27 protein-coding genes and 5 pseudogenes are annotated in these 26,343 nt (G+C 64.0%); 15 read left to right on the top strand and 17 right to left on the bottom strand.

Annotated features, from left to right (window positions below; translation table 11 throughout):
* Window positions 1-6: 6 nt before the first annotated feature.
* From M5I08_RS16160 to M5I08_RS16145, 4 genes and pseudogenes are all read right to left on the bottom strand, one after another.
* A complete protein-coding gene (locus M5I08_RS16160) occupies window positions 7-459 on the bottom strand; it encodes an Rv1352/Rv1906c domain-containing protein (protein WP_370328495.1) in 453 nt (150 codons plus the stop codon).
* Window positions 460-512: 53 nt separating this feature from the next.
* On the bottom strand, window positions 513-971 hold the full coding sequence (locus M5I08_RS16155) for an STAS domain-containing protein (protein WP_219068460.1): 459 nt from the start codon (window positions 969-971) through the stop codon (window positions 513-515).
* A gap of 187 nt (window positions 972-1,158) precedes the next feature.
* Window positions 1,159-1,513, bottom strand: a pseudogene (locus tag M5I08_RS16150) (nitroreductase family protein); the annotation flags it as partial.
* A 173-nt stretch (window positions 1,514-1,686) separates the two neighbouring features.
* Window positions 1,687-2,164, bottom strand: a pseudogene (locus M5I08_RS16145) (nitronate monooxygenase); the annotation flags it as partial.
* Window positions 2,165-2,420: 256 nt separating this feature from the next.
* Here M5I08_RS16145 and M5I08_RS16140 point away from each other — a divergent pair.
* The 3 genes from M5I08_RS16140 to M5I08_RS16130 all read left to right on the top strand — a co-directional run bounded on the left by M5I08_RS16140 (window position 2,421) and on the right by M5I08_RS16130 (window position 4,946).
* Window positions 2,421-3,662, top strand: coding sequence for an acyltransferase family protein (locus M5I08_RS16140; RefSeq protein ID WP_219068486.1), 1,242 nt, complete (start codon window positions 2,421-2,423; stop codon window positions 3,660-3,662).
* A 96-nt stretch (window positions 3,663-3,758) separates the two neighbouring features.
* A complete protein-coding gene (locus tag M5I08_RS16135) occupies window positions 3,759-4,505 on the top strand; it encodes an Rv0518 family GDSL lipase (RefSeq protein WP_370328494.1) in 747 nt (248 codons plus the stop codon).
* Between the two features lie 72 nt (window positions 4,506-4,577).
* Entirely contained in the window at window positions 4,578-4,946 is a 369-nt protein-coding gene (locus M5I08_RS16130; RefSeq protein ID WP_219068459.1) for a hypothetical protein, read from the top strand.
* Between the two features lie 101 nt (window positions 4,947-5,047).
* Here M5I08_RS16130 and M5I08_RS16125 read toward each other — a convergent pair whose 3' ends face one another.
* Window positions 5,048-5,680 (bottom strand): hypothetical protein, encoded by a 633-nt coding sequence (locus M5I08_RS16125; protein ID WP_370328674.1) that lies wholly within the window; start codon window positions 5,678-5,680, stop codon window positions 5,048-5,050.
* On the opposite strand from M5I08_RS16125, the pseudogene M5I08_RS16120 reads away from it, so the two are divergent.
* Window positions 5,630-5,809: pseudogene (locus M5I08_RS16120) on the top strand (hypothetical protein); the annotation flags it as partial. The gene M5I08_RS16125 and the pseudogene M5I08_RS16120 sit on opposite strands and share 51 nt — an antisense overlap.
* A 77-nt stretch (window positions 5,810-5,886) precedes the next feature.
* A complete protein-coding gene (locus tag M5I08_RS16115) occupies window positions 5,887-7,422 on the top strand; it encodes a glycosyltransferase family 39 protein (RefSeq protein WP_249762830.1) in 1,536 nt (511 codons plus the stop codon).
* Window positions 7,423-7,429: 7 nt separating this feature from the next.
* Here M5I08_RS16115 and M5I08_RS16110 read toward each other — a convergent pair whose 3' ends face one another.
* Window positions 7,430-8,260 carry a glycoside hydrolase family 16 protein gene (locus M5I08_RS16110; RefSeq protein WP_219068483.1) on the bottom strand — a complete coding sequence of 277 codons (831 nt, stop codon included), beginning with the start codon at window positions 8,258-8,260 and terminating at the stop codon, window positions 7,430-7,432.
* 148 nt (window positions 8,261-8,408) lie between these two features.
* Between M5I08_RS16110 and tpx the strand changes: the two genes are divergently transcribed.
* Window positions 8,409-8,909 (top strand): thiol peroxidase, encoded by a 501-nt coding sequence (tpx, locus tag M5I08_RS16105; RefSeq protein WP_219068457.1) that lies wholly within the window; start codon window positions 8,409-8,411, stop codon window positions 8,907-8,909.
* Here the strand turns inward: tpx and M5I08_RS16100 are convergent.
* A complete protein-coding gene (locus M5I08_RS16100) occupies window positions 8,906-10,225 on the bottom strand; it encodes an acyltransferase family protein (RefSeq protein WP_249762829.1) in 1,320 nt (439 codons plus the stop codon). The two genes, tpx and M5I08_RS16100, sit on opposite strands and share 4 nt — an antisense overlap.
* A gap of 150 nt (window positions 10,226-10,375) precedes the next feature.
* Between M5I08_RS16100 and M5I08_RS16095 the strand changes: the two genes are divergently transcribed.
* Entirely contained in the window at window positions 10,376-10,714 is a 339-nt protein-coding gene (locus M5I08_RS16095) for a hemophore-related protein (RefSeq protein WP_219068456.1), read from the top strand.
* A 32-nt stretch (window positions 10,715-10,746) separates the two neighbouring features.
* Here M5I08_RS16095 and M5I08_RS16090 read toward each other — a convergent pair whose 3' ends face one another.
* The 3 genes from M5I08_RS16090 to M5I08_RS16080 form a co-directional block, all read right to left on the bottom strand.
* On the bottom strand, window positions 10,747-11,547 hold the full coding sequence (locus M5I08_RS16090; protein ID WP_219068455.1) for a glycoside hydrolase family 16 protein: 801 nt from the start codon (window positions 11,545-11,547) through the stop codon (window positions 10,747-10,749).
* A gap of 191 nt (window positions 11,548-11,738) precedes the next feature.
* Window positions 11,739-11,984, bottom strand: coding sequence for an alpha/beta fold hydrolase (locus tag M5I08_RS16085; RefSeq protein ID WP_219068454.1), 246 nt, complete (start codon window positions 11,982-11,984; stop codon window positions 11,739-11,741).
* A 103-nt stretch (window positions 11,985-12,087) separates the two neighbouring features.
* Window positions 12,088-13,005 (bottom strand): alpha/beta fold hydrolase, encoded by a 918-nt coding sequence (locus M5I08_RS16080; RefSeq protein ID WP_219068453.1) that lies wholly within the window; start codon window positions 13,003-13,005, stop codon window positions 12,088-12,090.
* A gap of 256 nt (window positions 13,006-13,261) precedes the next feature.
* On the opposite strand from M5I08_RS16080, the pseudogene M5I08_RS16075 reads away from it, so the two are divergent.
* The 4 genes and pseudogenes from M5I08_RS16075 to M5I08_RS16060 form a co-directional block, all read left to right on the top strand.
* Window positions 13,262-13,556, top strand: a pseudogene (locus tag M5I08_RS16075) (class I SAM-dependent methyltransferase); the annotation flags it as partial.
* A gap of 124 nt (window positions 13,557-13,680) precedes the next feature.
* On the top strand, window positions 13,681-14,340 hold the full coding sequence (locus tag M5I08_RS16070; protein ID WP_249763379.1) for a DUF1906 domain-containing protein: 660 nt from the start codon (window positions 13,681-13,683) through the stop codon (window positions 14,338-14,340).
* Between the two features lie 29 nt (window positions 14,341-14,369).
* Window positions 14,370-15,017 (top strand): hypothetical protein, encoded by a 648-nt coding sequence (locus M5I08_RS16065; RefSeq protein WP_219068450.1) that lies wholly within the window; start codon window positions 14,370-14,372, stop codon window positions 15,015-15,017.
* A gap of 666 nt (window positions 15,018-15,683) precedes the next feature.
* Window positions 15,684-16,061, top strand: a complete 378-nt coding sequence (locus M5I08_RS16060; RefSeq protein ID WP_249762828.1) for a carboxymuconolactone decarboxylase family protein — start codon at window positions 15,684-15,686, stop codon at window positions 16,059-16,061.
* A 3-nt stretch (window positions 16,062-16,064) separates the two neighbouring features.
* Here the strand turns inward: M5I08_RS16060 and M5I08_RS16055 are convergent, their stop codons facing one another.
* The 3 genes from M5I08_RS16055 to M5I08_RS16045 all read right to left on the bottom strand — a co-directional run bounded on the left by M5I08_RS16055 (window position 16,065) and on the right by M5I08_RS16045 (window position 19,409).
* Entirely contained in the window at window positions 16,065-16,613 is a 549-nt protein-coding gene (locus tag M5I08_RS16055) for a thioredoxin family protein (protein WP_219068449.1), read from the bottom strand.
* A gap of 135 nt (window positions 16,614-16,748) precedes the next feature.
* A complete protein-coding gene (katG, locus tag M5I08_RS16050; protein WP_249762827.1) occupies window positions 16,749-18,956 on the bottom strand; it encodes a catalase/peroxidase HPI in 2,208 nt (735 codons plus the stop codon).
* Window positions 18,957-18,992: 36 nt separating this feature from the next.
* Entirely contained in the window at window positions 18,993-19,409 is a 417-nt protein-coding gene (locus M5I08_RS16045; protein WP_219068481.1) for a Fur family transcriptional regulator, read from the bottom strand.
* Between the two features lie 167 nt (window positions 19,410-19,576).
* On the opposite strand from M5I08_RS16045, the gene M5I08_RS26910 reads away from it, so the two are divergent.
* Window positions 19,577-19,867 carry a hypothetical protein gene (locus M5I08_RS26910; protein ID WP_370328493.1) on the top strand — a complete coding sequence of 97 codons (291 nt, stop codon included), beginning with the start codon at window positions 19,577-19,579 and terminating at the stop codon, window positions 19,865-19,867.
* Window positions 19,868-20,373: 506 nt separating this feature from the next.
* Here M5I08_RS26910 and M5I08_RS16035 read toward each other — a convergent pair.
* Entirely contained in the window at window positions 20,374-21,030 is a 657-nt protein-coding gene (locus tag M5I08_RS16035; protein WP_249762826.1) for a transposase, read from the bottom strand.
* 218 nt (window positions 21,031-21,248) lie between these two features.
* Between M5I08_RS16035 and M5I08_RS16030 the strand changes: the two genes are divergently transcribed.
* Together M5I08_RS16030 and M5I08_RS16025 are read left to right on the top strand one after the other, a co-directional pair.
* On the top strand, window positions 21,249-21,677 hold the full coding sequence (locus M5I08_RS16030) for a cellulose-binding domain-containing protein (RefSeq protein ID WP_219068448.1): 429 nt from the start codon (window positions 21,249-21,251) through the stop codon (window positions 21,675-21,677).
* A gap of 749 nt (window positions 21,678-22,426) precedes the next feature.
* Window positions 22,427-22,642: a hypothetical protein gene (locus tag M5I08_RS16025; RefSeq protein ID WP_249762825.1), complete on the top strand. Its 216-nt coding sequence runs from the start codon at window positions 22,427-22,429 to the stop codon at window positions 22,640-22,642.
* 19 nt (window positions 22,643-22,661) lie between these two features.
* Here the strand turns inward: M5I08_RS16025 and M5I08_RS16020 are convergent.
* A pseudogene (locus tag M5I08_RS16020) lies at window positions 22,662-22,922 on the bottom strand (ISAzo13-like element transposase-related protein); the annotation flags it as partial.
* A gap of 291 nt (window positions 22,923-23,213) precedes the next feature.
* On the opposite strand from M5I08_RS16020, the gene M5I08_RS16015 reads away from it, so the two are divergent.
* Window positions 23,214-24,281, top strand: a complete 1,068-nt coding sequence (locus M5I08_RS16015) for a Fic family protein (protein WP_249762824.1) — start codon at window positions 23,214-23,216, stop codon at window positions 24,279-24,281.
* Window positions 24,282-24,499: 218 nt separating this feature from the next.
* Here M5I08_RS16015 and M5I08_RS16010 read toward each other — a convergent pair whose 3' ends face one another.
* A complete protein-coding gene (locus tag M5I08_RS16010) occupies window positions 24,500-25,360 on the bottom strand; it encodes a transposase (protein WP_249762823.1) in 861 nt (286 codons plus the stop codon).
* 739 nt (window positions 25,361-26,099) lie between these two features.
* Window positions 26,100-26,339 carry a hypothetical protein gene (locus M5I08_RS16005; protein ID WP_219066124.1) on the bottom strand — a complete coding sequence of 80 codons (240 nt, stop codon included), beginning with the start codon at window positions 26,337-26,339 and terminating at the stop codon, window positions 26,100-26,102.
* Window positions 26,340-26,343 lie beyond the last annotated feature (4 nt).

Raw genomic sequence — 26,343 nt, 5'->3', positions numbered from 1 at the left:
AAGCCATTAAGGGTTCGGAGGTGGTGCTCCGCCTAGAAGCGAGCCGAGGATAACTAACGGGAGGCCTGCCTCGGCCGGCGTCTTGCCCGGGTCGGGGACCGCAGCGTCGTTCCTCTGCCACGGCTGGCAACCGTCGGTCTTGAACGCCTTATCGGTCGGGTCGATCCGCACGATCTGCGGCTTTTTGGTCATCGCGTTATCGACCAGTTGTTTGCCGTCATCGCCGGCGAGCCGTTTCCAGTAGCAGACGCCCTTACCTTGCGGTCCGGCGGACGTGTAGGTGCCGGGCACGATGTCGGTTCCCACCGCGAACGTACCGTCGTGGTCGATGCTCGTCTTTGCCGCGGCCGGCGCTGGCGCGGGAGCCGGTGCAGGGGGATCGGCGCGAGCAAGACCGGCGACCGCGCCCCAGGTCAGCGCAATGAGCGCCGCGACGGCGACAGCAGTCTTCGAACTCACAAATAGCAGCATACGGGGTTTGCGCTGGGCGCGCCCGAGCCTGACCCGCGCCGCTAGGCGGTTTTGGTGAGCAGCGGCAACAGCAACCGGCGGCGCGCCGACGTGGCATCAGCGAAGTACTGCAGCGCCTCGTGCACCGAGCCGACGACGGGGAAGCTGGATTCCTCGTGGGTGACCAGTAGCGCCGTGGTTACCGCTTGGTTGGGGACAACCGACCACTCCAATCCGGCGGCGCCGCACACGTCATCCATCTGGTAAAGAAGCGGAACAGCTTGCGCTGCAAAGCAATTCACACCGGAAAGATCGAGGACAAATGGCTTGTCGGGCAGGATGAAGCGCTTGGAGTACTCGCTGACCTGGTCGACATTCACCGCGTCGACCACACCGCTGATAGTCACGACCGTTGCCAGGTGACGACACTGCGCCCGCACCGCCGCGCCGTTGCAGTCGAACGGAAGATGGGCGTAACGAGGCACCAAGTACGAAGCTGCAGTGTCGATCGACTTGTTCATCAGGCCCCCAGTTACCACACGCTCTTGCTGCAATATGTTTGAAACGCTAATCGGTTACTTTAAGGTCACTGGGTGCAGCCTTTAATACTTTGGTAAGAAACGTTTTTCAGCTACCGGCCAGTACGCCGCCGATGACGTGCCGACCGGCCGCCGACGGGGGCATCGTCAGGTCAGCGGCTTGACCACCATCAAATCGGCGCTGCAGGCACGGGATGACGTGCACCGGAACTTCGGCGAGCGTTTCAGTCAGGCTCAGCGCTCTGCGGTACACCCGTTGGGTCTGCGGATCGTGACTCCGTCGCAGCCGCGTGAGCCAGATACTCAACGCCGATGCTGCGGTAGATTTCGGCGATCGCCGCGCGCTTGTCCGCGTCGGTGATCACAAGCCACCGCCAGTCCTGCGCGTTGCTCGCCGTGGGCGCCTGCATTGCCACTTGCAGGCATTCCAAGATCACGTCACGACCCACCGGCCGAGTCAGGTCAAGTCGCTTGGGCACCGAGCGGGTTGCGGTGAGCAATTCGTCAACCGACGCGATGTCCATTCTTTCCTGTCGCTTACAGTTCGATCGCGCAGGACTGATCGACTCCCAGCACAGTCAACGACCGTCCCAGGCCCAGGAAAACCGCCAAACATGGCGGGAGCTCAAGGATTTCGGGATCGGTGAACGACTCGCCAAGCCGCCCGACAAACGCGCGGTCGATGGATCCATGGTCATTGGCGAAAGGTGTCGTCGCCTTCGGCCTCGACTGCCCGCTGCTGTGCTCGCGGCGAAACAAGCGCCTCTGCGGCAGCCCAGAACCTGGTACCCGCCAGCACGCCGTCTGCACCCAGCGCCAGAGCCGCCACCAGACCCCGAGCCATCGACGACACCGCCAGCAGCGAGTACCGGCGTTTCGGGCGAACGCTCGGCGACGACGTCAACGATCTCGGGCACCCGGGTGAATGTCGAGCGGACACTCGTTCCGTGCCCGCCCGCCTCTCCACCCTGAGCCGCGACGATGTCTGCGCCGACGTCGAGAGCCCGGCGGGTCTGCTCGAGCGTCTGCACCTGCGCGATCAGCGGAACTCCGGCCGCACGAACGCGGTCGGCGAACTGCCGCAACTCACCGAACGACAGGACCATGGCCATCGGCGCCAGCAGGATCGGGTGTTCAATCCCGAAGAATTTCGTGATCCGAGTAGTCAGTGGCATGGCGGAAAATCCTCGTTTTCGGTCACCGCATACCGAATGTCATCGCCCGGCATAATGCGCAAAACCCGTGCTTATACGCAATTCTCAGGTGCCACACCGGGTCGACGACTCGCCATTCGAGCGATGGCCTTGATACCCTCCCATCGCCGTCGCTTTGTCGCGTCGCATGAAGTTCGACCGCTCGGACAGGTGGCGCAATGGCACAGATGAAGCGGCAGTGTCGAATGAAGACAACTGGCCTGACGGGAAGAGCGTTGTGCGCAGCGGAGAGATAAGGGCCCTCACCGGACTTCGCATCACCGCCGCTGTGTGGGTGGTGCTGTTTCACTTCCGCCCGCTGCTGCAGGACGCGATGCCCCGGTTCCGGGACGCGCTCTCGCCAGTACTCAATTGCGGAGCGCAGGGCGTCGACCTGTTCTTCATTCTCAGTGGGTTCGTGCTGACCTGGAACTACCTCGATCGAATGGGCTGGTCTTGGTCGACGCGGTCTACGCTGCACTTTCTGTGGCTGCGGCTGGCCAGAGTTTGGCCGGTGTACCTGGTCACGCTGCACCTGGCGGCGCTGTGGGTGATCTTTACCCTGCACGTCGGTCACGTGCCGTGGCAGGACCTGAGCGGGTTCAGCGCGGTCAGCTACGTGCGTCAGGTCCTGCTGGTTCAGCTGTGGTTCCAGCCGTTCTTCGACGGGTCGAGCTGGGACGGGCCCGCGTGGTCGATCAGCGCCGAGTGGCTGGCCTACCTGCTGTTCGGCGTGCTGGTGCTGGTCATCTTCCGGGCGGCACACGCGACGAGGGCACGCAGCCTGATGTGGCTGGCGGTTGCTGCGTCGCTGCCGCCGGTGGTGATGTTGCTGGTGAGCGGCCAGTTCTACACGCCGTGGAGCTGGTTGCCACGCATCGTCATGCAATTCACGGCCGGCGCACTGGTCGCGGCCGCCGTCACGAGGTTGCGCCCGAGCGATCGGGGCCGCCGTGTCGCCGGGTACGTTTCGGTGCTGCTGATCGCCGCCATCGTCGGCCTGCTGTACCTGTTCGACGGGCATCCCTTGCACGGTGTGCAAGACACCGGTGGGCTGGTTGATGTGCTGTTCGTGCCGCTGGTGATGACGCTGGCGATCGGGGTCGGCAGCTTTCCGGCCCTGTTGTCCACCCGGTTGATGGTCTTCGGCGGGCAAATCTCGTTTTGCGTGTACATGGTTCACGAGCTGGTGCACACGGCGTGGATTTGGGCCGCCGAGCAGTTCCAGCTGACGCTGCACGGCAATGGCGGAAAGCTCATCGTCGCCGGGCTGCTCGCGATCACCATCGGCACCGCGATCGTGCTGTTTCACTTCGTTGAAGAACCCGCTCGCCACTGGATGCGCAGGATGGTCGACTTTCGCGACCCGAACGCTGATGCCCGGACCGATCCAGCCCCTCCTCCCATCATCGGCAAACTTCAATCGATCGACGGCGCCCTCGATGGACGGCCGAAGTCGATTTCGGCGCGCGCCGGCTAGGCAATCGGTTCCGGAGACGAACCCGGCTGTGCCGCAGATTGGTCAAGTACGATTCCCTATGGCGCAGGACCTTCGGTTCCTGCGTCCGTCGACGATATGGGGGCTTCACTTGCGGCGCACGCGGCCGAGAGGTGGACAGTGGAGGTAGCAGTGGGTCGTCTAGTCACGTTCGTCATCTGCCTGGCCGTTGCCGGGGGCATGATCAGCTACTGCACGGCTCCGGTGTCTCCGTACCGCACCACGGCCCGCGGCACCCCGATTGATCACGTCGCGGTGGTCGGTGACTCCTACACCAACGGCACCGAGGAAGGCGGGCAGGGCCAGAATGCGTGGACCAGCCGCACCTGGCTGACACTCGCTCGCCAAGGAGTTCAGATTTCGCCCGATGTCGCCTCCGAGGGCCGAGCCGGCTATGTCGTGCGCGGCGACCACGGCAGCGTCTTCGAGGACCTCACCGGTAGAGCGGTCCATCCCGACGATGCGCTGGTGGTGTTCTTCGGGTCCCGCAATGACGAGGGCGTGGATCCCATGCAGTTGGCAGGCATGGCGCACGACACCTTCGATCTGGCGCGGCGCAGCGCGCCCTCAGCGAAGTTGCTGGTGATCGGACCGCCGTGGCCGACGGCCGATCCGCCATTCGACGTCCTGTACGTTCGCGACACCCTCAACCGCCAGGCCGAATGGGCCAGAGCAACGTTCGTCGACCCGATCAGCGAAGGCTGGTTCGTAGGCAGGCCCGACCTGCTCGGCCCCGACGGTATACATCCCAATGACGCCGGACATGCGTATATGGCGGAGAAGATCGCTCCGCTGATGCGTGCTCAGCTATCTGGGCGCAGCTAGATATTCGACGCGTTTCGCACATCGCCGTCCAGGGTATCAGCAGGTGCACCTGATGGGATTGGGGATCTGCGCATGAAGTCTGAAGCTCGGACAACGATGGCATTGTTCGGCGGTGCGGCCATGTTGGTGTTGGCGGTTGGCTGCGGCGGTGGCCACAAAGGCGGTCCAACGACCACGACGACAACCACCACCACCACCACAACGACTCCTTCGTCGAGCGTGGCGCCCGCGCCTGCGCCGGCCCCCGGCGGTGGTGGGCCTGGCGGTCCGACCGGCGGCGGCGGACCGGGCGGCGGCGGCGGAAGCATCCCCGGCGGTCCGACCGGCGGCGGCGGACCGGGCGGCGGGGGTGGGAGCATCCCCGGCGTTGGCGGCGGCAGTGGCGGACCGGGCGGAGGCGGCGGTTGCGTCAATGGAGTGGGCTGCGGCGGGTGGCCGTGATCGAGCAGTACGCGTGAGCTAGTCGCGGATGCCCTGGCCGCGCGTCGCCCGACAGGTCTAAGGTTCTCCGCAACGCGACTGCTGGGGGCAATGCCGGGTAGTTAACGCCCGAGGGCTGTTGTCAACGATTTCGCTTGTTGTGTTGCGTGTTTGAGGTCGGGGTCGGTGGCGGTGATGCTGGTGATGGGGGTGCTGGGTTCGGGCCGGTAGGGGTCTTTCTTGTTGTAGCGCGATAGTGGGGATTTGACCTTGCGCACGCTGGTGCGTGGTCGCCGCGGCGGGAGCAGGTCGGCGAGCGCGGCCTGGCCGATGTGGCCGACGGGATCGAGGTCATCGGTGGCGTTGGCGGCGGTGATCAGCAGGTCTTTGGCGGTTCGAGGGCGGTGGTGAAGCTGGCACGGTCTGGATCGGTGCCGGGTCGGGATTCGACCGCGGTGACCATGGCCCGGCGGATCGCCTGGTAGACGGTGAGCAGCGCCCACATTTCTTGTTGCCGTCCGGCCGGGTCGGTCGAGCGCAGCACGCTGGCCGTCGGCGAGGGTGTGGCGCAGCGCCAGGTAGGCGATCTCGTGTTCCCAGCGTTCGCGGTAGAACCCGATGAGCCGGCGGGCGGGATGGCGGCGCGGGTCGCACAAGGTGGTGGCCAGCCGATAGTTGGAACTGTAGCGGGTCCCGTCGGCGCAGCTTACGGCGAGGCCACTATCGACGAGCTGTACTACCTTGCGCAGGAACACGCCAACCGCGAAGTCGGGCCAGGAGAGCAGGCCTACGACGTCAAAGTCGGAAGCATGGGCACACCGCTGATGGGCGACGACACCCGACAGTCGTGGCCGTCGACGTACAAGGTGCGTGCGGCTCGTTAGAAGACGCGCAGATTCATCTCCGGCACGCCACGGCACCATAGCAGGATCGCGGCGCTGCCGTCTGGCACCATGGCGAGGTGTTCAGCGGGTATCCACGACGCCTGATCGCAACACTGCCGCGACTTTTTCTGGACCCGCTGATCGTTGCAGTGTTGGCCGCCACCGTGAGCTTGGCCGGCGCAAGCCGTCCGTCATTCTGGTACGACGAGGCCGCCACGATTTCGGCCTCCTACAGTCGTTCTCTGAGTCAGCTGTGGCAGATGTTGGGCGACGTGGACGCCGTCGAAGGTCTGTACTACTTGTTCATGCACGGCTGGTTTGAAATTTTCCCGCCCACGGAATTCTGGTCCCGCGTACCAAGCGGTTTGGCTATCGGAGGCGCCGCGGCCGGAATCGTTGTGCTGGGCAAGCAGTTGTCGTCCCGAACCGTTGCCGTGGCCTCCGGAGTCGTGTGTGCAATCTTGCCTCGGGCGACGTGGGCCGGTATCGAGGCTCGACCGTATGCCCTTTCGATGATGGCGGCCGTGTGGCTGACCGTAGCGCTCGTCTATGCCGCACGCCGTAACAACGCATGGGCGTGGCTGCCTTACGGGATTGTCTTAGCGGCATCGGTCCTGCTCGACGTGTACCTCCTGCTGCTGTCGTTGGTCCACGTCGTTGTCATCTATGTCTTTCGGCCCGGCCGAACCGTCGTAACGCGGTTCGCGCTTACCTCGGTTTTGGCGGGTTGCGCAATCGCCCCGTTTTTGGTGGTCGCAATTGGCCAGGCGCGTCAGATCAGCTGGATCGCGCCGATTGGGCGCCGCACGCTCGAAGACGTGGCGATTCAACAGTATTTCGAACGAAGCCCACCGTTTACGATTCTCTCAGCGCTGATCGTAGCCGCGGCTATTGCCGTGTGGCGCTTCACATCCGCGCACTTCGCACAGGCAGATCGGCAGCTGCTGAGGTTAGCGATTGCCTGGCTTGTGATACCGACCGCGGTGCTCGTCAGCTACTCCGCCCTGATTCACCCCATCTACACGCCGCGCTACCTGGCCTTCACCGCACCCGGTGTCGCGCTGGTGCTGGGCGTCTGCATCGGCGTGTTGGCCGTCACACCGTGGGCAGCGGCGGCGCTCATCAGCCTTCTCGCTATCGTCGCTGCACCGAATTACATTCTGGCACAACGTAATCAGTACGCGAAGTACGGTATGGACTACAGCCAGATCGCCGATCTGATCACGGCGAAGGGGGCGCCGGGTGATTGCTTACTCGTCAACGACACGGTGACGTTTATGCCCGCCCCCATGCGCCCACTGATGGCGGCGCGCCCGAATGCCTACCGGAAGTTGATCGACCTCACCCTGTGGCAGCGAGCGACGGACCGCAACGACGTCTTCGACACCAACCTCATCCCAGAAGTTGTCGCCAAACCGCTGAGCCATTGCCGCGTGGTGTGGATCATCACCCAGGCCGACAAGACGAGGCCCGATCGTGAGCAAGCGTCAACGCTTCCACCGGGCGAAGGTTTCGGAGCGACCCCGGCTTTCGCGGTTCCGCACGAGCTGGGCTTCCAGCTGGTCGAGCGCTGGCAGTTCAACCTGGTTCAGGTGATCAAGGCGACCCGGTGACGGCCGGTTACCAAACCCGGATGTAGTCGACGAGCATTTCGCACGGGAAGGTACCGAGTGCAGGATCACCCCCACCAACCCCGCCGACCGCAAGCGTGAACATCGGAGACATCCAATAGCCGGGATTGTTGAACGGCCACCGGAAGTCGTCCGGCGCACCACCGTGGACGTGGATCGGCTTCGGCGGAACGTGGAAGTACTCTGCGCCGTCCCGCGAGAATTTGAAACCGTCTGTATCCCAAAGCATTTGCCAAGTATGCCAAGCGCCGTCGACCATCCCGGGAATCGATTTCCCCTCCCAGGTCTTCCCATTGGATGCCGCATGGACCGTGGTGCCCGGGGCCCATTGGCCGTTGCCGTACCACTCGAAGATGTCGACCTCGCCGTCTGGTACCGGATCCTCGTTGACAGTCCAGAATGACGGCCAAAGCCCCGGGTACAAACAATCCAGCTTTATCCGCGATTCCCAGGTGGTACCGATTTGGCCCCGCCAATTGCCGCGTAATTTGCCGCTGAAGTATTGATCATTTTCCTTGCTGGCCTGAAGGACGAGATTGGAATTACCGTCGAGGAACACGTTTTGAGCGCGGTATATCCCCTCGACCGGCGGATATACGTCCTCCTGCCAGGTCTGTACCGTCCATTTCGACAGATCGGGGCCTTGGCCGGCAGGACCGTCAAACTCGTCCTGGAAGATATACGGCCCGGCGGGTCCCGCTGCGGGCGCTGTCGGCGGCGCCGCATGCATCGGGTTAGCGTGCGCTTCCGGGATGCGGCCTGCGGCTGCAGCGACAAGCATGCCCATCCCCGTCGTCAACAACATGTTGCGTCGATTCATGTCCGGCACAATTCGACGATATAGGAGACGGCCTGGCCGCACGCGCACGAGGCGCAATTCGGTCTTGTCGAGCTGGGCGTGAGCGGTCTGTTACGGCTGACACCGGCCCGGCCTCAGGCTGGCCTGGCGAGCTTGGCAGACTGTCCGGATGGCACAGATAACCTTGCGTTCAAACCCGATCAATACCGTTGGCGAGTTGCCTGCCGTCGGATCCCCGGCTCCTGCCTTCACTCTCACCGGATCCGACCTGTCACCAGTCAGCAACGACCAGTTCGGCGGTAAGCCTCTGTTGTTGAACATCTTTCCATCAATCGACACACCGGTATGCGCCGCCAGCGTGCGCACCTTCAACGAACGCGCCGCCGCAAGCGGGCTGTCCGTGCTGTGCGTGTCCAAAGACCTGCCGTTCGCGCAGGCGCGGTTCTGCGGTGCCGAGGGCATCGAGAACGTGAAGACTGCGTCGGCGTTCCGTGACAGCTTCGGGCAGGACTACGGCCTCACCATCGCCGACGGTCCGTTCGCGGGGCTGCTGGCCCGGGCCGTCGTGGTGATCGGCGCCGACGGTAACGTCGCCTACTCGGAGCTGGTGCCAGAGATTGCCAACGAGCCCAATTACGATGCGGCACTGGCTGCGCTCAGCGCGGCCTAATAGCGTCGCGGCTCGCGGACCTCTACCGGCCCAAGCGCCACCAGCAGCACGCCGACGGCAAAAATCAACACGGTCAGCCACGGAAAATGCCCATCGGGAGCGAACCCTTTCGCGGCGATAAACGCCAGGCCGTAGGCCGCCGTCGCGGCACCCGCCAGCATGATCGGTTCGGCCCGCCGATCGGGCAGCGGCGTCTCGAGGATGGCGAGCGGCGCCGCGCAAACGCGCCGGCCCCAGTACAACAGCACCATCTCGGCCGCTGTCACCAGGCTGAGGACGACCACCCATGCCAGCCGGGCTAGCCACCACTGCGCCGTGCCCTCGATCGGTTGGGGCAAGAGTCGGGCGGGGTAGCCGACCATCGCCACGATCACGACCGGAATCATGTGCCACAGGTAAAGAGCCATCACGTTGCTATTGGCTATCGACAGTATCCGCTGGACAAAACCGGCGCGCAGCGCACGGTTGAGCGCGGGCGCAATGATTATCACCAGTCCTGCTTGCGTGCAAGCAAACGCCAGCATTGCCACCGAGGGCGGGTCGGAGTTCTGCACGGGTTGGCCCGGCACGCCGATCATGCTGACCGGATAGGGGCCCGCAAGGATCAGCAGCGCCAGCGCGACGGTCGATCCACCGGCGAGCAGCACGGGTCGGCGGCCGACTAATAGCCCGTCGCGCCAAGCGATTCCGAGCTGATACAGCGCGCCCCAGCACAGCAGGTAATTCAGCGGTCGCAGGTAGGGGAAGTGGCCGCCGAGCGAGACGGCGTCGACCGCAACGACTCCCACCGCGAGCACCGCCGGCACCAACAGTCCCCAACGCCGTTGTGCGGCAATCGCAACCGGCGTCAAGGAAACCACCACCAGATAGACGGCGAGGAACCACAGATGCATCGCCACTGCCCAACCGGCGTATTCCAGTGTGGACCCGCCGACGTGGCGCAGCTCCAGGACAACCACAACCGCCGAAATCAGCGCGACGTAGACGGTTGTCGGTCCGAGCACCCGGGCAAGTCGATGTCGCACCCACGTCTGACGCGCCATTCCCTCGGCATCACGCCGATGGTCCCAGGACACCGCGCCGGCGTAGCCGGCGACCAGGAAGAATGTCGGCACGGCCTGGAAAGGCCACGTCAGCCATTGAGTCCAGGGCATGTCGACCAGAGGGTTCTGGCGACCGAAATGGCCGTCGTGATAGGTCACCGACCCGGCGAGCCAGTGGCCCAGCACGATCAGGACTACGCCCGATACGCGGTAGAAATCCACCGCCAGATTGCGGGTCGGGCGCATGACAGACGGCTTGGTCGTGTCGTCCATGACCAGACATTAGTCCGCGCCGGGCCGCAGCATTCTCGGCTCCGCGCAACGCCGCCAAGTCTTTGAGCGAGCCGCGCCTCCATCAGTTCCGGTAAACTGGTGGCCTCTGCGCCGAAGTCCGGCGGTACATAGCTTGGAAGGTGCCCACATATGGTCACGCGGTCGTTCACTAAGCTGGCTGCTGCAGTCGGCGCTCTGGCGTTGTTGTTGGTTGCTGGTGCCGGGGTCGCCTCCGCAGACCCCGCTCTTGATCCGGCAATCAACACGACCTGCAGTTACCCGCAGGTAGTTGCGGCCCTGAATGCGCAATCGCCGGCCGCCGCAGCGAAGTTCAATTCGTCGCCGATGGCGCAGGGCTGGTTGCGTTCCTTCCTCGCCTCACCGCCGCCTCAGCGCGCGCAGATGGCTCAGCAGGCCTCGGGCATGCCTGGGGCTGCGCAATACATCGGCCTGATCGGCCAAATCGCCACCAGCTGCAACAACTACTGAGCGGCTGATCTGGCGACGGGACGCGTCCGGCCTTACCAGACACGTATCCAGTCGACCAGCATGTCCGCGGGATAGGTTCCGGATCCGGGATCGCCGCCGCCGGAACCGGCGACCGCAAGGTTGAACACGGTAAAAGCGGTGTAGCCCGGCCGGTTGAACGGCCAGTCCGGTAGCGAACTCGCCGGCACGTCGAAGTACGGTTGCGCGCCGTCGACGTAGTCCTTCCAGAACCGGATGCCGGTGTCGTCCCACTGGGTGCGCCAGGTGTGCCAGGCGCTGTCCACCGCGATGTTGTGCGTCTTCCATTCGCCACCGTTGGCTTTGGCATGAACGGTGGTGGCCGACGGCCAGTTGCCGTTGCCATACCACTCCATGACGTCGATTTCGCCCTGGTCTTCATTGCCCAGCCAGTAGGCGGGCCAGGCGCCGGCCGTCAGGCAATTGAGCTTGATCCGGGATTCCCAGGTGTGCCCGACGCCGCCTCGCCACAGGCTTTGAACCTTGCCGCTGTAGTAGGTGGGTCCGTCTTGGGCGGCACGCAGGACCAAGTTGGAGTTGCCGTCGAGGAAAACGTTGTGGCGATCGTCGCGGTACTGCCCGATGTTCTCCGGCTGCTCCCAGTACGTCGGGTCCTTGATCGTCTCGCGGGCTTTCGCCACCGCCCACTTGGACGAATCTGGCGCCGAACCGGCCGGACCGTCAAACTCGTCGTGGAAAAGGTAGGAACCTGCTGGGGCCGTCGGTGGCCAGGGATACGCGCGGGCCTCGGGAAGCGGGGCCGCGGCTGCCAGCAAGCCGAACCCGGTCATCAACATCATCGAGCGACGATCCATCAGTACGCGCCGAGGGGACTGGCCGCTTCAGCCGTCGGGGGGATCGGGACCCGTGAATAACGTGGCCTGGCGGGTTTTGTCGGTGTCGTTGCATAGGGTGCGGTCATGTTCGGCCGTCGCTTTCCTCCCAACCGTCAGAGAAGTCACCTCGGGCATAGGCACACAGCACGATAGCAGCCGGCTGGCTCACGTTATAGGTGAGCCAGCAGCCGTTCGGCGAACACGCCGGCGTGCTCCCGATGCATGAAGTGGCCGCCGGGCACTTCTTCGACGACGTAGTCGCTTTCGAACGTCCGGGCAGCGCCTCGGTAGTCCGACGGTATGACGATTGGATCAGTAAGCCCGGCAAAGACCACCGTCGGCACGGTGATCCGCGCCCGTAGCGACGCGCCCGGTATTGGCGAGAGCTTCCGGTAGTAGCCGAATGCGGCGTTCAAGCTCGCCGGGTTCGAGAAGCTCGCGCGAAGGGCGTCGAACTCCTCCTGCTCGGGAGTCCAGTCCGGCGACCATCATCGATAAATCGCGGGAAGTGCCGCAAAGTCATTGCGCGCAAAGCGTTTCGGCGCCCCGGGCAGCTTGTATGCCACAAAAGTGGCGGACACCCCACAGCTTCTTGAGCGACGGTTTCAACGCCCCCGGGTGCGGAATGCCAATGACCAACAGCTTTTTCACTTGATCGGGATCGAGTGCCGCGGCGCCGTAGGCGGCCGAAGCTCCCCAATCGTGGCCGATGACGGCGGCGTCACGGGCACCGAGTGCCTCAATCAACGCAAGTGGATCACGAGCCGAGGTCTCTTGATCTGCGTCGTGATCCGGGATCGCTGTGGGGTCGTAGCCGCGCATGAACGGGCTGACGGCGAGGTAGCAGGTGAAAATCATGGTGCTGCACTGCTGGCCGAGTTCACGGGCGGCATCGTCGGGAACATAACCTTCTCGTGGCGCGAAAGTGTTGAACAACAGTCGCCCGCCGGGGGCCAGGCAATGCGCGGCGGCGAGTTCGAACAGGCCGCGCAGCTGCTGCGTCGTCCGGAAGTCGGGCGCCAACTCGGAGGCCACAATCCGCTGATAGTCGCAGGGGATACCGTCCAACGTCGCGAACACATCACGCTCGATGACGCGGACGTCGAGGGATTCGCGTTCGCCTCCGATCGGATGATGTGGGCGAGCTTCGGCGGTTTCGCCGGCTAGCGCCGACACCCGCGCGTCCGGTTCGATGCCGAACAGCGATCCCTCGCGATTTCCCACCCAGCCGTCGTACGCGCCGGCGATCGTCACCGATTCCACGTTGGCTCGATAATTCAGGGCCGAGCCGAACGGCGCACGAAACGAGATGACAATGTTGGAACGTGACGAGGTCCGGTAGGCCTCCTGCAATTGGCTGTATAGCACCGTCCTCAGCTGAGCGAATTCCTCGGGGGAGTACTGGACGCCGACGCTGACAAACAGGTTGTCGCACATCTTGACGTACTTCGTCGATCAAGCTGGGTTCGGCCGGCACCGTGATTTGCCCCACGGCCACCGATCGGCGATACAACCGCCGGGCTATCGCTTCGCGGAGCGCACCGAAAGACCTGACGGCCGGATCGTCCACAGGACTCGATCTACACGACCCCGACCTGTTTCCACCAGCGGTCGGTGCTATAACGCAACGTATGTCAGAGACTGGGCACTACATCACCCACGTTTCGGATACTGCCCGGTGGACGGCGTTGCACCGGAGGTGACTTGGTGGATGCTCGACTTCGCCGGGCCTGGCCTGAAAAAGATGATGAACAAGAAGGTGGCCGGCATGCTGCAGAATGCGCCGTTCGAGTTCGCGCCCGAGAACGGGTTGGCCTACTTCGAAGATCTGGGCTGGCGCTCGCTCGATGTCCAACCTCTGCTGATGGCCGCCAACCGTTTTCGGCGCTTGCCGATGTTCATGCGACCGGTTGTATGGGTGCCCCAGCCAGAATCCACGGCACCCGGGCAGAAAAGCCTGGAGCGCGACTGCTCTGTTTACCCACTGAGCCCGTGAACAGCCAGCGATCCGTTTCGCGCCGCGACGCCATCAAGTTTGCATTGGTGCCGGTTGCGCTCGGCCTGGGGCCGCTGGCCACGCCACTGGTCCAGCAGCAGGCGTCGGCTGCCGACATGAAGCTGATCGATTTCACTGAGCGGCTGGTTCAGCCGGATCGAATCAAGTCCGCGGGTTATGACGGGGCCGTGGTCTATGTATCGGAGTCGCGGCCTGGCGCAAACTTCGATTTCAAGCCCGTCACCCGTGAATTTGCGGATGCGGCGCGAGCAGCGGGTCTTCACATCGTCAGCAACTACCAGTACGGCAAGCCCGGCTGGCCGGATCCGTCGGATTTCACCCGCGGGTATGACGGCGGCGTGGCGGACGCCCGGACTGCCTTGCGGCTACACGCGGCGGCCGGGGGGCCGAGTTCAGCACCGATCTTCTTCAGTATTGACGAGGATATCGACCTCGACACCTGGAAAGGCCCGGCAGTTCAGTGGTTTCGAGGAATCACCTCGGTGCTGGGCGTGAGCCGCACCGGAATCTACGGGCATTCCCGCGCCTGCGCATGGGCAATCGGCGACGGCGTAATCGGCGCGTCGACCACCGCGGGGCGCAGCTGGGCATGGCAGACCAGCGCCTGGTCTCACGGTTCACCCGAGCCCGCGGCGGTGCTTTATCAAAGTGCGGTCAACACCGCGTCGAAGCCGGGTCCGCTGATCGACGGCATCCACGTCGATGTCGACCAGGTCCTTGCTCCCGATTTCGGACAGTGGGACCTTGCGCGATGATTCCCAAATTCCGGTGGCATCCTGGTCGTATGGGCCTGCTGTTCCGGTTGGCGGAGTTTCTCATCGTGATCGTCCCGCTGGCGGGCATGATCATCGCGGCGATACGGGCGTTCTCCGGCAATAGGCGCCCAGCCGACAACCCAGCTGGCCCCGATCGGGGCCGCACCGACGGCACTCAAGCCGCCCAATGGCGGTCGCTCACCCGCGTGCTTCGAGAGCACGACCGAACAGACACCCGTTGGCTGGAGTACGAACTCGACTTCGCCAGACTGCTCGATTTCCCGCTGATGACCGACATGCGCAATCCGCTGACGATCGGCTTTCACAAAGCCAAACTGCGGGCAGACTTCCTGCGCCCGACCAAAGCCGAAGATCTCCTCGATGACGGCGACGCGGCGGCGCGTTACTTGGCCGCTGTTGAGGACTATGTGACGGCGTTCAACATCGCTGAGTCAGAGGCGAAACGTAAGCGCCGAAATGACTTTTCACAGGACGGACAGCAGCGAATTGCCCGCGCTGAAAATCTGTTGCGCGTGGCCTCCGACTCCGCTGCAACGCCGCAGGAACGCCAGAATGCCTATGACCGCGCACGCAGAGAGCTCGACGGCCTCATCGTATTGCCCGCGACAACCCAGGCCGGCATCGAACGCGGGATCGCCGGCGAATTAGGCGGATAGCGCCGCGGCTTCGAGAAGATCGGCGGCGCGGGCGACGCTTTCGGCGGATGTTGTCATCGAAGCGGCAATGTCACGGGCCGCGGTGACGCATTGCGGACCCTGCCACCACAAACTTCATCGGCGGTACCGTACCGCGAGGGAGGTTGGACCTATGGTCGAGATAGCCCAGTTGCATCGCGAGCTCGTCGCCCGCGTGCGGGATGGTAGCCGAAAAGCGACAGCCGAGCTGCGGGTCGCCGCGTTCGAGAATGCCGGCCTCGACGAGCCCATTCGCACACTGGTCGAAAAAGTGGCTAACCACGCCTACCGAGAGTCACCGATGAGGATCTCGCCGCCGTCGGCGAGGCGGGCCTCACCGAGGACCAGATCTTCGAAATCGTGGTATGTGCCGCAGTCGGGCAGGCGAGCCGTCAGTACACCAGCGCACTGGCAGCCTTGGCCGGCGCAACCGAAGAAACGCCTGAACCATGAGACTGGAAATACTCGACCGGGGTCATCGCTTGCACACCAAGGTGATACTGGCGCTCATCCGGGTTTTTTCCGGCCAGCCCGTTGTCGACGCCGTCAAGCTCGCGCTCTATCGCCCCGAAGTTCTACGGCGGTGGCCCGCTCACCCACGAAGCGATGCGCGGACAGTCAGAGTGGTCGATCGGCGATCGCGAGCTGATGGCCGCCTACGTCTCCAAGGCCAATGAGTGCCCATTCTGCGTCTCGGCGCACAGCGCCACATCGTCGATGTGGTACGGCGACGAAACGAAGGTCGCCAGCGCGCTAGCCGATCTGGATGCCGCGCCGATCGACGAACCACTCCGCGCGACGCTGCGCATGCTCGGCAAGCTCACCGAACAAAACAGCATTGCGGCGCAAGACATCCGAGCTGTCTTAGACGCCTCGGTGTCTCCCCAACGGATCAAGGACGCCTTAGCGGTCGCGCTTGCCTTCAATATCACCGACCGACTGGCTAACGCGTTCGGCTTTGCCATCGCGAGCCCCGAAGCCATGAACGCAGGCGCCCGTCATTTGCTGAAACGCGGATACCGTTGAGGCTCAACGCCACTTGATGCCGCAACCGATCGACGGCCGCTGGTCGGTATCGACCGGCCGGCCGGCCAACACGGCGTCGACCGCAGCCCGGACGTCAGCGGCCGTCACCGGTAGATCGTTGCCGGGCCGGGAGTTGTCGAGTTGCCCGCGGTAGACGAGTCGGCGCTCACCATCGAAGACGAATGTGTCGGGCGTGCAGGCCGCCGAGAACGCGCGGGCGACGTCCTGGGTTTCGTCGTAGAGGTAAGGAAATGTCCAGCCATAGCGGCGAGCCTCGACAACCATCTCGTCAGGCCCGTCTTGCGGGTAGGTGGCCACGTCATTGCTGGAAATCCCGACCATTGAGACGCCCTGATCGTGGACATCTCGACCCAGCACGGCGAGACCAGCGGCGACGTGCTTGACGTACGGGCAGTGGTTGCAGATGAAGGTGACGACTAGCGCGGGTCCCGCGAGCTGATCCAGGCTGACGGTGTCTCCGGTGGCCGGCTCGGGCAGGGCGAAATGCGGTGCGGGAGTGCCGAGCGCAAGCATGGTTGATTCGATGGCCATGACCGCCAGTGTAGCTCTCGGCGAGCGGCGCTCCGACGAAGACGCCCTTGTAATGGCCGCCGAGGAACGTGCCATAGTCCGAAAGCGCCACCCCGCGAGACTGGTGGCTCGCGGGGTGGCGTCTCACTCCAGCTGTTACCTGAGGTCGAACCGGTCGCTGTTCATGACCTTGACCCACGCCGCGACGAAGTCCTCGACGAACTCGCCCTTAGCGTCGTCTTGTGCGTAGACCTCGGCCAACGCGCGCAGCACCGAGTTCGACCCGAACACAAGGTCGTTGGCGGTCGCGGTCCACTTCAGAGCGCCCGAGGCCCGGTCAACTACCTCGTAGACGTTCTCGGCCGCCTCCGATGCCTTCCACTCGTTACCCATGTCCACCAAGTTGACGAAGAAGTCGTTGGTCAACACGCCTGGCTTGTCGGTGAACACGCCATGCTTGCTGCCGCCGTGGTTTGCCCCGAGAGCACGGAGGCCACCAACGAGGACCGTCATCTCCGGCCCGGTCACGCCCAACAGGTACGCCCGCTCCACCAGCAACTGCTCGAGCGGTGCCTTCTCGCCGGAACGGATGTAGTTGCGGAACCCGTCGGCCCGCGGTTCGAGCACCGCGAACGACTCGACATCGGTGTTCTGCTGCGAGGCGTCGGTACGCCCGGGCGCAAAGTGCACCGAGATCTCGTATCCGGCGTCCTTAGCCGCCTTCTCCACCGCCGCAGATCCGGCCAGCACGATCAAGTCGGCCAGTGAGATCTTCTTGCCGCCGGCCGCCGAGCCGTTGAAGTCCTGCTGGATCTTCTCGAGAACCGGTAAAACCTTGTCCAGTTCGGCGGGTTCGTTGACCTCCCAACTCCGTTGCGGCTCAAGGCGCAACCGCCCGCCGTTCGCGCCACCGCGTTTGTCGGTGTTGCGGTAGCTCGCCGCCGCCGACCATGCGGTCTTGACCAGCTGAGGAACGGAGAGTCCGGACTCGAGCACCTTCTTCTTAAGCGCCGCAACGTCTTTGTCGTCGACCAACTCATGGTCCACCGGCGGAACGGGGTCCTGCCACAGCTGGGGCTCGGGAATCCACGGCCCGAGGTTACGCGATATCGGTCCCATGTCGCGGTGCAGCAGCTTGTACCACGCCTTGGCGAACGCATCGTCCAGCTCCTCGGGATGGTCGAGCCACCGGCGCGTGATGTCGCGGTAGATCGGGGACTCACGCATCGAGATGTCGGTAACCAGCATCGTCGGGGCGCGACCCGGTCCGCCGAACGGGTCGGGGATGGTGCCCGCCCCGGCGCCGTCCTTTGCCACAAATTGCCAAGCCCCGGCCGGACTCTTGGTGAGCTCCCACTCGTAGCCGTACAGCATCTCCAGGAAGGTGTTGTCCCACTTGGTCGGAGTGGGCGTCCAGACCACCTCCAGGCCGCTGGTGATGGCGTCTTTACCCTTGCCGGTGCCGTAGGAGCTCTTCCAGCCCAGGCCTTGTTGTTCGATCGGGGCGGCCTCCGGCTCGGGGCCGACCAGATCGGCGTCGCCGGCGCCGTGGGTCTTGCCGAAGGTGTGGCCACCGACGATGAGTGCGGCGGTCTCCACATCGTTCATCGCCATCCGGCCGAACGTCTCGCGGATGTCGATGGCCGCCGCGACCGGATCCGGCTTACCCTCGGGGCCTTCCGGGTTGACGTAGATCAGACCCATGGTGGTCGCGCCGTAGGGCTGGGCCAGATCGCGCTTACCGGAGTAGCGCTTGTCGGTACCCAACCATTTGTCCTCTTCGCCCCAGAGGATCTCTTCGGGTTCCCAGACATCCTCACGGCCGAAGGCGAAGCCGAAGGTCTTGAACCCGAACGACTCCAGGGCGCAGTTGCCGGCGAAGACGATCAGATCCGCCCAGGATATCTTGTTGCCGTACTTCTTCTTGAGCGGCCACAGCAGCCGGCGCGCCTTGTCCAGACTGACGTTGTCGGGCCAGCTGTTGATCGGGGCGAAGCGCTGCATTCCCTGGCCGGCACCGCCGCGGCCGTCGTGAATGCGGTAGGTGCCGGCGTCGTGCCAGCTCATCCGGATGAACAGGCCACCGTAGGTGCCGTAGTCGGCGGGCCACCAGTCCTGCGAGTCGGTCATCAGCGCCATCATGTCGGCCTTGAGGGCGTCGACGTCGAGCTTGGCGAACTCCGCGGCGTAGTCGAAGTCGTCGCCGAGCGGGTTGGACTGCGGGGAGTGCGGGTGCAGTGTCGACACGTCGATCTGGTCGGGCCACCAGTCCCGGTTCGTCAGCGGCGGATGCGATTTGGGCTCCGGCGCATCGATCACCGGGTTTTCACTTTCGCTGCCCTTGTGGATTGTATCGGATGACACGGTGTTCCTTTCAGAGATAGTTGAATCGGCCGGTGATCACGGCTGTGATCCGGAATCTGCGGTCGAGCACTCGGGGCATAGACCCCAGTAGATGACTTCGGCCTCGTCGAGAACGAAACCATCCAGCCCGTTGTCGTCGTCGGAAGGAGTCAGGCAGGGCGCACCACCGACCGCACAATCGACATCGGCGATGACGCCACAGGACCGGCACACGATGTGATGGTGGTTGTCGCCGACCCGAGATTCATAGCGGGCAACCATGCCTGATGGTTGGATCCGCCGAAGTAAGCCGGCCGCGGTCAGCGCGTTGAGCACGTCGTACACGGCCTGGCGGGAGACGTCGGGCAGAGCGCCGCGTACCGCAGACAAGATCGTCTCGGTGTCGGCATGCGGATGGAGATGCACCGCCTCCAGCACGGCGACCCTCGGCCGGGTCACTCGCAAATCGACCATTCGCAGCTGCGCCGCGCACTGCGCCGCCGTTGACGACACCCCGTCAAGGTACCGCTCTTGTTTGGAATGAGTCAAGACCTCGGCGGCGTGCCTCACCTACTTTGAGCGCGTGGCCGGTGGTGGTGCCTCAGGTATTTTGAGCGCGTGGCGCGGAAGGCTTGCCCGATGTGGAGGGCAAGATCGATATGGCCGCAAGGCGGCAGGAAACCAACAAACTGCGAGGTCAGTACCGCAAGGCGTGCAAGGCGGACAAGACCAAGATCCTGGATCGGGTGGTGGGCACCACGGGGATGGGCCGTTCGACGGCGCGGCGGATGCTGACCGGCCCGAGGCTTCCTGACCCGGCCGAGCAGGTCGACCGGCGCAGGTTGCGGGCGCGAGGCTTCGGCGACGACGCCAGGGCGCTGTTGGAGCACGTGTGGGCGTTGATGGGCATGCCGTGTGGCCGAAGCCGGTGATCTTGACAAGCCGTTCGGCACCGCAGCGGCGCTGACGGCGGTGACCAGTACGTTCGGCGTGCCGTCCGGGCGGCTGAGGCCGACGATGGCGGCGTTGAGGCTGCCGTTGCCGGCCCGTTGAAGCGACCCCTTCCGTCGAGCTGAATCCTCTAACCGGTTGTAGCGCTGCTCATTACGGGATTACCGGCCGCGACGGGCGTATGCGCAAAGCGGGAAGCTCAGGCGCATGGCGTGTTGTTTGGGCGCAACACCGCAATTGTCGCTACGGTCGATGAGGGCTTGTCGAGGCCGGAAACTTGACGTCAGCCGCGACCATGGGGGAGAGCAGACCCGTGACCCTGTACGGCGTCGACGTGGCCAGCTACCAGGCTGGGCTGAACCTTGCCGAGGTCAGGGCCGAGGGCTTCGACTTCATCATCGCCAAAGCCGCGGCAAGTACCTGGTGGTCATGCTCTCACACAGGGTGCCGCTGCTGGGTCACGATGTGGCGGTGTGTATTTGGTGGGCTAGGCGGCGGGTTCGAGAGTGACGTGGAATCCCATCGCGGTCAGGTGGGCGATGTGGTTGCGCACCTTTCGCTCGGTGTCGACACGGTTGGCGTGGTAGTCGGGGCCGAGGTCGAAGAATCGGGCGGTGGGGTCAGAAAGCAGCTGCCAGACGATGCGCAGGATGGAACGGGCGACTGCGACGAGGGCTTTGAGCTTGCCCCGGCGTTTGACGATGCGCCGGTAGCGCTGTCCGAGGAAGGCGTCGGCGCGTGCAGCCGCAGCGGCGGCCTGGCCGAGCGCGCCTTTGAGGTAGGGGTTGCCCTTGCCGGTTTTGCCGCCGCGGGTCAGCGGGCCGGACTGGATGGTGCGCGGGCAGAGTTTGGCCCAGGAGACCAGCTGTTCGGGGGTGGCAAAGCGGGTCATATCGAGCCCGATTTCGGCGATGATCGTCTGGGCGGCGTGGACGCCGACACCGGTGATCTCGTCGAGCCGTTCGACGGTGCTCAACCGGGTGGGCTCGACCAGCGTGGCGGTGTCGCTGTCGGCGCCGATCGCGGTGGGCATACCAGGGTCGGGTGCGGCGGGCTGCTCGCCGGTGTGGGGCCCGCTGGTGACCTGTGGCCCGCCGCGAGCCGATCCGCCGCGCTCGCCGCTGTGGTGATCTGATTCGTCCATGGCGGCGATGGGCGCCCCGATGCGGGCGCTCAGCGCGGACGCGTGCCCACAACGTCGCCGTTGGAACCTACGGCGAGTGCCGGCTCGGCTGGGCCGATACATGGTTCAGTGTGGATCGAGGCTCAAATTTCATGACGGTTTCAGTTGAGTAAAGGTACTGCAGCTTACCCGCGATGCGCGGACCGATATCGGCTTGTTTGGCTTTAGTGTTGGCTGCTATGGCCGGACTGGACAATTACGTGACGGGCTGGCGCACAGCGCTTCACGTAACCGTGTCGGCATTGATAGTTGCCATCCTCGGACTCGCCATCACCCCCGTAGCTCATGCGGCTGCGGCCACGGCGAGGTTGTCGGTGACATCGACGTGGCAGACCGGTTTCATCGCGCACTTCACCATCACCAACTCCAGCACGGCGCCGCTAACCGATTGGAAGCTTGAATTCGACTTGCCGATGGGAGAATCCGTCTCGCACACGTGGAATAGCACCCTTACCCAATCTGGCACGCACTATGTTCTGACCCCCGCGAATTGGAATCGCATCATTGCGCCCGGTGGTTCAGCCGCAGGTGGTCTAAGAGGCGTGCTGACCGGCTCCTACTCGCCACCGTCGAATTGTCTGCTCAACGGGCAATATTTTTGCACCTAGGGGCGATAGCGCACTGAAGCTCGACCGCTCCGAGACCCGCAACCCAAGCCGCATATGCGACTGGACCACAAAACGGGTTCCCGTCACGAATCCCCTGGCCGGGCAGCGGTGGCTTGCCCAACCACACCCGAACCACCCTCTTGGGATCGACTAGTTCGATTAACACCATGAAACATCAACTCGGAACTGAGCAGGCCCGGTGGCATCGAAATCTGTTGATGTTACACAGTAATAGAATTTGCGCTGTACACTTCGCTATAGGGGGTAGCACGAAAGCTGATGTCGCACAGACAGTCAAGGAACATGGTGTAGGTTACTGGTGACCCGCGATATTCGTTTCCGACCGTCTGCCATTGATCGCTCGGTGAGGGGAGTGCCCAGGCAGCGCTGCGCTTTGTCCTCGATCTGTGATGCTTAGCCGCCCCCTCGTGCATCTTCGAACGGGCGGTGGGCCACTCGACGTCAGACAGGTATGGAGGTTGGATTTGACCACGTCATTGGGAACCACGTGGGAACAGAAACGCGGGCGCTGACACTGGCGTTGGTCATTGAAAACGCCTGGAACACAGGGCAATACGGAATACTGTTAACGCGCCATATCCGAATAGCCGTGACTCATCGGATGAATACGGAGTAGTTACCGGGTAACTTGAGTTTCGCAGTTAGACGGGCGTGGCTGGGGTGATTGTGGTGATCGTCGGCGCGCCTGCGCGCCCGGGCTGTGATCATGGCGAAGCGTCGGCGTGTCAATGGATCCGCTCGTATGTTCGATCATCCACTCGTTCTTAAAACACCGCTCTCGGCAGGCCGCTGACAGGGTCGCGCAGACGGTGGTGGCCATGGAGCTGGAAAAGCGGGTGGAGCCGATGTTTCACCCCGACTCCTACGGTTATCGCCCGAGGCGCTCGGCGCTCGGCGCTGGATGCGGTCGCGGCCTACTCACCCGCCCGGATCTCCTGCGCTAAGTGCCTGCGTCAAAATAATCTAGGTGGTGTTCGGGCGTGTCGGCTGCATGGTGTAGTTCCACTCGCCGTGGAAGTCGTGGCGTGTGATCGGCAGGGCGTCAACGTCTTTGGCGGTGTATTTGATGCCGGTGGCGTATTGGTCGGTGTCGAGGACGCAGTGCACGGTTAGCCCGGTGGTCGTGGTGGTGTTGCCGATCAGGTCGACGATCATGCGGTGGCTGGTCAGTGGGCGGCCGCGCCAGTTCATGGTGATCTGGGAGAACAGCCGGTGTTCGATCTGGGGTGAAATGCGACTGCGCCGCATACCTCGACGCCGCCGACTCCACGACTTCCGCCATGCCGGTCATTATCACAACCGTAGCCGCCGCGGAAGCGAAAACCTAAGTTATTGTGACGCGAGTCCTAAGTGAAGTCAACGGACACTGTTAACTTCACTTAACCAGATAAGTGAAGTTAAACTGGGACAGTGACTTCACTTCGTCCCGTCACCTACGAGAACGTTCGTTGGGAACCACAGGGGAGGCGATACGCGAGCGCAGCGCTGCCGAAATATGGCACCTACCACCCCGCTATGCCGGCTAGCATCGCTGACCTGGTCTTGGACTTGTCGCCATCAGTGTTCGCAGACGCCGAGTCCGCCAGCAACGAAATCACACGCTTCGACGGCCAACTCGGAGGCGAAATCGCACCGTTTGCCGCAGTGTTGCTGCGGTCGGAGTCAGCCGCAAGCTCGCAGATCGAGAACTTGACCGCATCAGCCCGCGCTATCGCCGAGGCCGAGCTGCCCGGCGGCAAGGCCAAGCGCAACGCTGAGATGATCGTCGCCAACACCGCTGCGATGCAAGCAGCGGTCGCCCTGTCCGACACCGTTGACGCCAACGCCATCCTGGCGATGCACCGCGCGTTGATGGCCAACGAGCCACGCCATACACCAGGCGAATTCCGCACCGAGCCAGTGTGGATCGGCGGTGGCTCCACCCCCATCGGCGCGACGTTCGTCGGCCCGCGCCACGAGGTGGTCCCCGGCGCGATTGACGACCTGATCGCCTTCGCGCAGCGCGCCGACGTTCCCGCACTGCCGCAGATCACGGTGGCCCATGCACAGTTCGAAACCATTCACCCCTTTACCGACGGGAACGGGCGCACCGGCCGCGCACTGGTACAAGCCATGCTGCGCAACAAGGGCCTAACGCGCCAGGTAACGGTGCCGGTCTCGGCCGGGCTGCTGGCCGACACGGACGCACACTTCGCCGCGTTGACTAGCTATCGCGACGGTGACGCCGCGCCGATTGTCGAGCGCTTCTCTCAGGCCACCGTCCTGGCTATCGCAAACGGGCGTCAACTAGTCGCCGACCTTCGCGATACCCGGGAGAACTGGAACGACGTGATCACCGCGCGCTCTGACTCGGCGGTGTGGAAGGTCGCCGATTTGTTGACCCGCCGTCCTGTCGTGAACGCTGCTCTACTGGCGCAGGAATTGGGCATCGAGTCCACCAACGCTCACCGCTACCTCAACCCGCTCACCGAGGCGGGAATCCTCATCGAGACGACCAGCGGACCCCGCAACCGAGTGTGGCGTTCTCCTGAGGTGCTCGCCGCGCTCGACGCTTTCGCCGAACGCGCTGGGCGGCGCGGCTGATCCCCAGTTGTATCGTGCCGGCGCAATTGCGCCGCCAGGTGATGTCAGGTGAACAGTCTGATCTGATGCACGTCACCGGCGGACGGCAGCGCGGTGGTGCTCCGCCGCTGGTCGGTCGCCACCGGGTCACTGCCGCCCGGTCGCCGGCCGAAATCCTAAGGCGAGGGCGGGTTGTGAAGGGCTCCCGCAGTGATGCGATATTTGAGAAACGCAGAAGGTTAGAAAAGAGACGACTGCTGGCACCTCGGACACCCAACCTTAAACGGCTCTACTGACGTGAATGTGGATGACCTCCTGTGGGGTATGGGAGTTCGAGGGTGACCGGTCCGCAGACCAGCATGACCATGGCGAGGGCGGCCTCGGCGCTGTGAAAGCCGTAGGCCCGGCGGATGATGAGCCGGACCTTGCTGTTGAGTCCTTCGTGGCGTCCGTTGGCCAGGCCGCGGTCGACGGCGGCCCGGATGCCGTCGAGGTGTTTTTTGATGGTCGTGCCGACCTTGGTGAACTGCGGGATCCGGCATCGCTGCGCCCAAGCACCATTTGCCCAGCATGTGGGTGACGGTGTCGGTGTCGAGGTGACCGGCGAACACCGCCCGCAACGATTCCTTGAGCTCGTAGGCCCGCACCAGGGCGCCGCCCTCGCGTTTGAGCTGGGCGAGGGTGGCTTTCTGTGTATCGGTGAGGGATTCGGGGTTCTTCAGCAGCGCCCACCGGGCGCCCTTGTAGGTTTTGGCGATCTGCTTGTTCGACAGCGTGCGCGCGGACTGCCACACCTGGCGGCGCGCGTCGTCGAGAGCGTCGGTGGCTAGCTTGACTACATGGAACGGATCGAAACAGATCACCGCCTGCGGGGCGTGCGCCCGAACAGATTTCGCGAACGCAGGACCCAGATCCATCGACACGGCCTCGATCTTGTTCGCCCCGTCCTCGGGCAGGGCCTCGGTGAAGAACCTGTCCAGCGTGGCGGCCTTCTTGCCGGGTGCGCCCCCGACCAGGTTTCCCCGACAACCCCGTCGTTGACTTGCGAGGTCGCCGCCGTCGCATCCACCGCAGCGCCGAGAGCGCCGCGCTGGCCGCATGCATCGGCGCCGCCCCCGCCCCGCCGGTCATCGTCACGTACGCGCTCGCCGGATCGATCTCCGGCCACGGATGCACACCCATAACCTCAGCGCCCCCGGCCGGCGCTAAATACCGGCAGCCGCCGCCCGCAGCGCCTCACTCGCCACCACATCCAACATCGCCGGCACCATCGCAAACACCACCGCAAACCTCCGCAAAACCAAGGGCACAGTTAGACAGATCGTAGCGAGAATGCGCCCAACTCGCGTACACCAAAAATCGCCCGACCAGACACACCACCAACGACGAGCATTGGCAGACCGCGCTCGGCGCACAACGAGTCCTGGCAGGAACCGGCCGACATCGGGCGGTCGGAATGGCCGACCTGCTTATCGCAACGCTCGCCCGCCGTACACCAACTCACCGTTGTCCACTACGACGCTGACTTCGAAACAGCCGCAACGGTATTGGCGTTCCAGCACCGGTGGGTGCTACCACGGGGAAGCATCTAGCCAGCTCGCCGGTAACTTACTGGTAGCGCTGCGATATTCGACGCGCGATAAGTCGGATTCGAGTCAAAACAACGGTTTGGTTTGTAGGGCGCAATGCGCGCGGATCACCTCGTAGTCCCGATCACGATGTGCCAACAGTGGGTCCCGCTCCCCAACGCCATCGCGGCCACCCTGCGACCGATCAGGCTGCTTCGCCTTATCCCGCTCTTCGCGATCGCGCGAGATCGCATACAGCAGGACATTGGTGTCAACGAACCGCACGGGCGTGGACATCGTCACGGCTCAGGCGGTCGCGTGCGCGAAAGTTGCGGATTTCGCCTTGTACCCGCCGTTGCTTTGCCTCCAGCCGGGCGAACTCCTTCTCCCGCTCGGAAAGTGAGTTCAGCAACTCGGCGACGACAGCGCTCAGGGACTGGCCGAGCTTCGCTGCCCGAATCCGCGCCGTGCGATAGACATCGTCGGCAACCGATACCGTGATATTTTTCACGGAC

The sequence above is a fragment of the Candidatus Mycobacterium methanotrophicum genome (assembly GCF_023515995.1).
GTDB classification, from domain to species: domain Bacteria; phylum Actinomycetota; class Actinomycetes; order Mycobacteriales; family Mycobacteriaceae; genus Mycobacterium; species Mycobacterium methanotrophicum.
Note: the sequence above shows the minus strand (reverse complement) of the source record. Positions and strands in the feature narration are given on the sequence as shown.